General features: G+C 42.3%; 5 protein-coding genes. 2 read left to right on the top strand and 3 right to left on the bottom strand.

The annotated features are described in order from the left end of the window. The coding region (gene ppk1, locus A3735_RS22210; RefSeq protein WP_068638661.1) for a polyphosphate kinase 1 at positions 1-1511 on the bottom strand (1511 nt) is incomplete at its 3' end. 429 nt (positions 1512-1940) lie between these two features. Between ppk1 and A3735_RS22205 the strand changes: the two genes are divergently transcribed. Both A3735_RS22205 and A3735_RS22200 read left to right on the top strand, forming a co-directional pair. Next, positions 1941-2186, top strand: a complete 246-nt coding sequence (locus A3735_RS22205; protein ID WP_197470033.1) for a hypothetical protein — start codon at positions 1941-1943, stop codon at positions 2184-2186. 140 nt (positions 2187-2326) lie between these two features. Continuing rightward, positions 2327-2950, top strand: a complete 624-nt coding sequence (locus A3735_RS22200) for a helix-hairpin-helix domain-containing protein (RefSeq protein WP_068514185.1) — start codon at positions 2327-2329, stop codon at positions 2948-2950. Positions 2951-3099: 149 nt separating this feature from the next. Here A3735_RS22200 and A3735_RS22195 read toward each other — a convergent pair whose 3' ends face one another. Beyond that, entirely contained in the window at positions 3100-3822 is a 723-nt protein-coding gene (locus tag A3735_RS22195) for a YdiY family protein (RefSeq protein WP_068509581.1), read from the bottom strand. 86 nt (positions 3823-3908) lie between these two features. Continuing rightward, positions 3909-4235 (bottom strand): mechanosensitive ion channel family protein (locus tag A3735_RS22190; protein ID WP_156499829.1); only part of this gene is annotated, 327 nt, incomplete at its 5' end.

The raw sequence follows: 4235 nt of genomic DNA, 5'->3' as shown, positions 1-4235 counted from the left end.
ACGATAAGGTGTTTGAAGTGATAATGTTTATAGCTGAAGCGAATGAAGTTAAATACGTCTTCTACTTCGGCGGTAATTTCATCGTGGCAGCTAAATAAAGAGAAGTCGGTATAAATCCTTGCGGTCTTCTCGTGGAAGTTACCTGTGCCGATATGAGCGTAGCGCTTATAGCCGTCACTTTCGTTGCGTCCAATTAAACAAAGCTTGGTGTGGCACTTCAATGCAGGCACACCAAAGTCTACTTTGATGCCCGCATCGGTCAGTACCTTCGCCCATTCTATATTTGCTTCTTCGTCAAAGCGGGCGCGCAGCTCAACCACGACGCGAACATTTTTACCATTCTTTGCCGCATTGATCAGGGCATCGATAATTCGGCTTTTTTTGGCGACGCGATAAATGCTGATACTGATATGTTCAACTTTAGGATCGTATGATGCCTGCCGTACGAACTCGGTGAAATGGTTGAACTTGTGATACGGGTAATAAAGTAAAATATCGCCTTCAGAAATCGCCTGGAAGCTGCTTTTGTGAGCGGCGAACTTCTTGCTTTCGATTCTCGGAAGCGGTGAATATTCTAAATAGTTGCGCCCGATATTAGGGAAACTGATGAAGTCTCTGAAGTTGTGATAGCGGCCACCCGGGATGACGGCGTCATAATTTGAGATGCCGATTTTATCAAGCAAGTAGTTCAGTGTGGATTTCGGCATTTCCCTGTCATAGACAAAGCGAACTGGCTCAGCTGTCATGCGTTGCTTAATGCTGAGTGACATCTGCTCTAGTAGAGATTGGTCAATATCTTCAGATAGCCCGTATTCCGCATCACGAGTCATCTTCATGGAATAGGCATGAATTTCATCAAACTTATAATTGCCTTTGAAGACGCTCTTCAGAGAGTAGCGAATAATATTATCAAGCATGATGATGCAGCGGCGCTTTTGCCCCTTGATTCTAGGTAGCTCAATGAAACGGCTCATATCGTCTGAGGGTACTTCAACCAAACTATATCTAGATTCGCCTTTGCGAATTAGTTCGACCGCAAGGTAGGTGATGTCATCATCCAATACCTGAGCAAGGTCGATTTTTCCCTCGCACATTATAGGGTTAATGTATTGCAGAACATTGTCTTTGAAATACTGATTAACCCATTCCCCTTGCTCTGGAGATAACTGTTGCTCGTTGATCAGAAAAATGTTGCGCCGGGCCAGGCATTTCAAAACGTGAATATAGATTTCGTCAAACCGTTCGCCTAGCTTGATGACTTTCTTTTGAATCTTCTTAAGTAATTCTCGATCTTCACTGGCATCTTCGCCTTGGTCTTTCTTAATAAAAATTTTTCGCTTTACGTCGGCGACACGAACACGGAAGAACTCATCCATATTATTGGAATATATACCGAGAAACCTGACCCGCTCGACAATCGGTACATTTGCATCAGCGGCTTCCTGTAGAACGCGCTCATTGAAGGACAGCCAACTCAGTTCTTTCTCTATAAAATCTTGCTTGTTCGTCATTTTGAAACTACTCGCATACAGCTTAATCAACCGGACTATTTAAATAGGACTTATGTGACAGTTTGATGACAATTTAAGTCCTGAGGTTCAAATACTTTGTATTTCCGGTTATGTAGGTCTAGGATAGATATTGACGTAGTGACGTCATTACGTCAATTAATGTTATTTACACAAAGAAAGGTGATTTACCATGTCTAAGAAAACAAAATCTATCAAGAAAGAGATCAAAGCGCGTAAAGCTAAAGTAGCCAAGCAGACTAAGAAAATCAGCAAGCTGAAAAAGGCGCTGAAGAAGGCTTAATGTGCCATCTTGAAGCTAATGTAGGGGCGCGATAATTCGCGCCTTTGCCTTTTATGGTGCTCGGCAATATGGATGAATGGATGTTACTATGCCGTTTATAGGGTAGTGAAACGACAAGGGGTCTCTTTATGAGTCGCAAGAGTACAGATAAGAAAACCGATGCAGTGTCGAAAGGTACGGCTAAGACTCCTCAGCTTGATCAAGTGCATGCATCCGAGAAAAAAGAGAAGGCTAAGAAAAATACCTCCCTACGTTTAGATAAGAAAACATTGAAAGCACTGAAGATTATTGCGATAGAGCAAGAAACGAGTATACAAAAGCTAATTGAGAGCTTGGTAAAGGACTATATTAAAGAACATGGCAAATTGGATTAGTTGAATCTGCCATGTTAGAAATTATAAAAATACCATTAGTGCACGTGATTTTAGTTGTTATGCTCTAAAAAAAACGTGTAACTTTTATACTGTTTAGTATTTATTGTTTAATTTGTTTGTAGTTTTAATAGGGGTGAAGCATGGGTAAAACGTCAAAGAAGATTGATAAGAAAGTTTCTCAGGTTAAAGAGCTGAGCAATGACTTGTTGAAAGATATCAACAAGAAAGTTACTTCAACTAAGAAAGATTTACAGAAGCAGGTTGATGATTTGACTGCACAAGTAAACGAGTTGCGTGAAGAGGCGACTAAGCCTGCAACAAAGTGGTTGAAGAAAATCGAGAAGCAGTATCAAAAGCAGCTAAATAAGCAGCAGAAAGAATTTGAAGAGCGTGCTGAAGCTTTGCTAGAGACTAAGAATAAGCTGGTTGGTCAACTTGAAGATGCATTAAGCAAGCTTCCTCTGGCGGATAAGATTATGCCAGCGCCAAAGACGCCTGCTAAAAAAGCCAAAGCAACTGTTAAGAAGGCGGCGACTACTGCTAAAGCAAAAGCGTCAACAGCAACTAAGAAAGCCACTGGTGCAGCTAAGTCTGGTATTTCTTCGATGAAAGGTGTTGGCCCTGCGACGGTTAAGAAATTGAATGCAGCGGGATTTAATAGCTTGGAAGATATCGTTAATGCACCTGCCGATAAGTTGGCTGAGTTCAAATCAGTACGCGGCTCAGACTCTTGGGTTGAGCAAGCTAAAGAATTGTTGAAGTAAGCGTTTCAAGCTTCAATAAAAAAGGCAGCGATTAAGCTGCCTTTTTTGTATCTGAAATTTCAGATTGATACTTTCTTTTCTGCTGTAGGCAGAGCCTTGCGCGGCTCGCTGGCGGGTTAGCACCATCGCTGCCTACATAAAAAGTAATGCTACAGCTTATAGACTAACGTGACAGACGTTTCACGATCAGTTTTATCAGCACCTGCTGGAACATCAGAACTATGCTTAATGGTGTAACCAACCTTCATTGACAAGGCTTCTTGCACCTGACTGGTTAAGGAGATACCAAAACGTGTCACAGTGTTACTGTCGCCGGCTTCTGTATTCAGGAACTGGTCAAGGCTAGATGTTTCATTGAATTTCCAAGAGAAGATCTCAGCTGCACGAATAATGCTATCTTCTTCGTTATTGCCATTGTTGTCTTCGATCACACGATAACCAGGCGCAAGCTCGAAATTCAATTCCATATTATCTTCTGCAATAGCTTTATAGCCTAAACCCAGTGCGATAGAGGTTTGATGGTCAAAACCGCTAAAGCGATCCTTTTCCCACGAGATGACGCCAAGCGCATAAGCTCTATCAGAGAGCTTTCGGTCAGACTGCGCTTCAGCAAAATATCTTTCTGCAGAACTTACGTCATTTGATGAGCTGTTAAGCGCCTCTAGTTGAAGTGTGTGCTTCCAATCAGTGTATTCAGTTGAAGCATTAAATTTGGCATTTAGTGTTTCTGTATCCGAGTTGCCGCTGGTCATCACAAAACCAAGTTCAGCCGTTGCATCCCAGTTAGGTTCAGAGACCTCTTCAGCGTTTACTGTGGCGCTTAGGCTTGTAGAGATGAGAGCAATTGCTGTGGCAAGTTTAAGGTGTTGCATAGTATTTCTTCCTTTCATAAAGCTTGGCTAAGATACGATTCAATTTTGGCCGTATCTTAGCGATTTACTAGAGTAATGTCTCTTGTTTATGCTACTTGATGCATATATACATCTTGTTGTGGGTAGGGGATTGAAATGCCGTGCGCATCAAATGCTTTCTTCACGCCTTCTTGCATATCAAAGAATACACCCCAGTAGTCGCTAGTGTTGACCCATAAGCGGACTGTAAAGTTAACCGAGCTGTCGGCAAGTTCTGCAACGACAAATACAGGAGCCGGGTCTTTGAGTACTCGGGCATCATGACTGGCGAGTGACTTCAGCAGAGACTTGGCCTGGTCAATATCGTCGCCATAGCCAATGCCAAAGCTCAGATCGACTCGGCGAGTAGTTTCTTTATTAATATTCACCATGCT

The sequence above is a fragment of the Oleiphilus sp. HI0061 genome, assembly GCF_001635675.1.
This window is presented reverse-complemented; position numbering and strand designations above follow the sequence as displayed.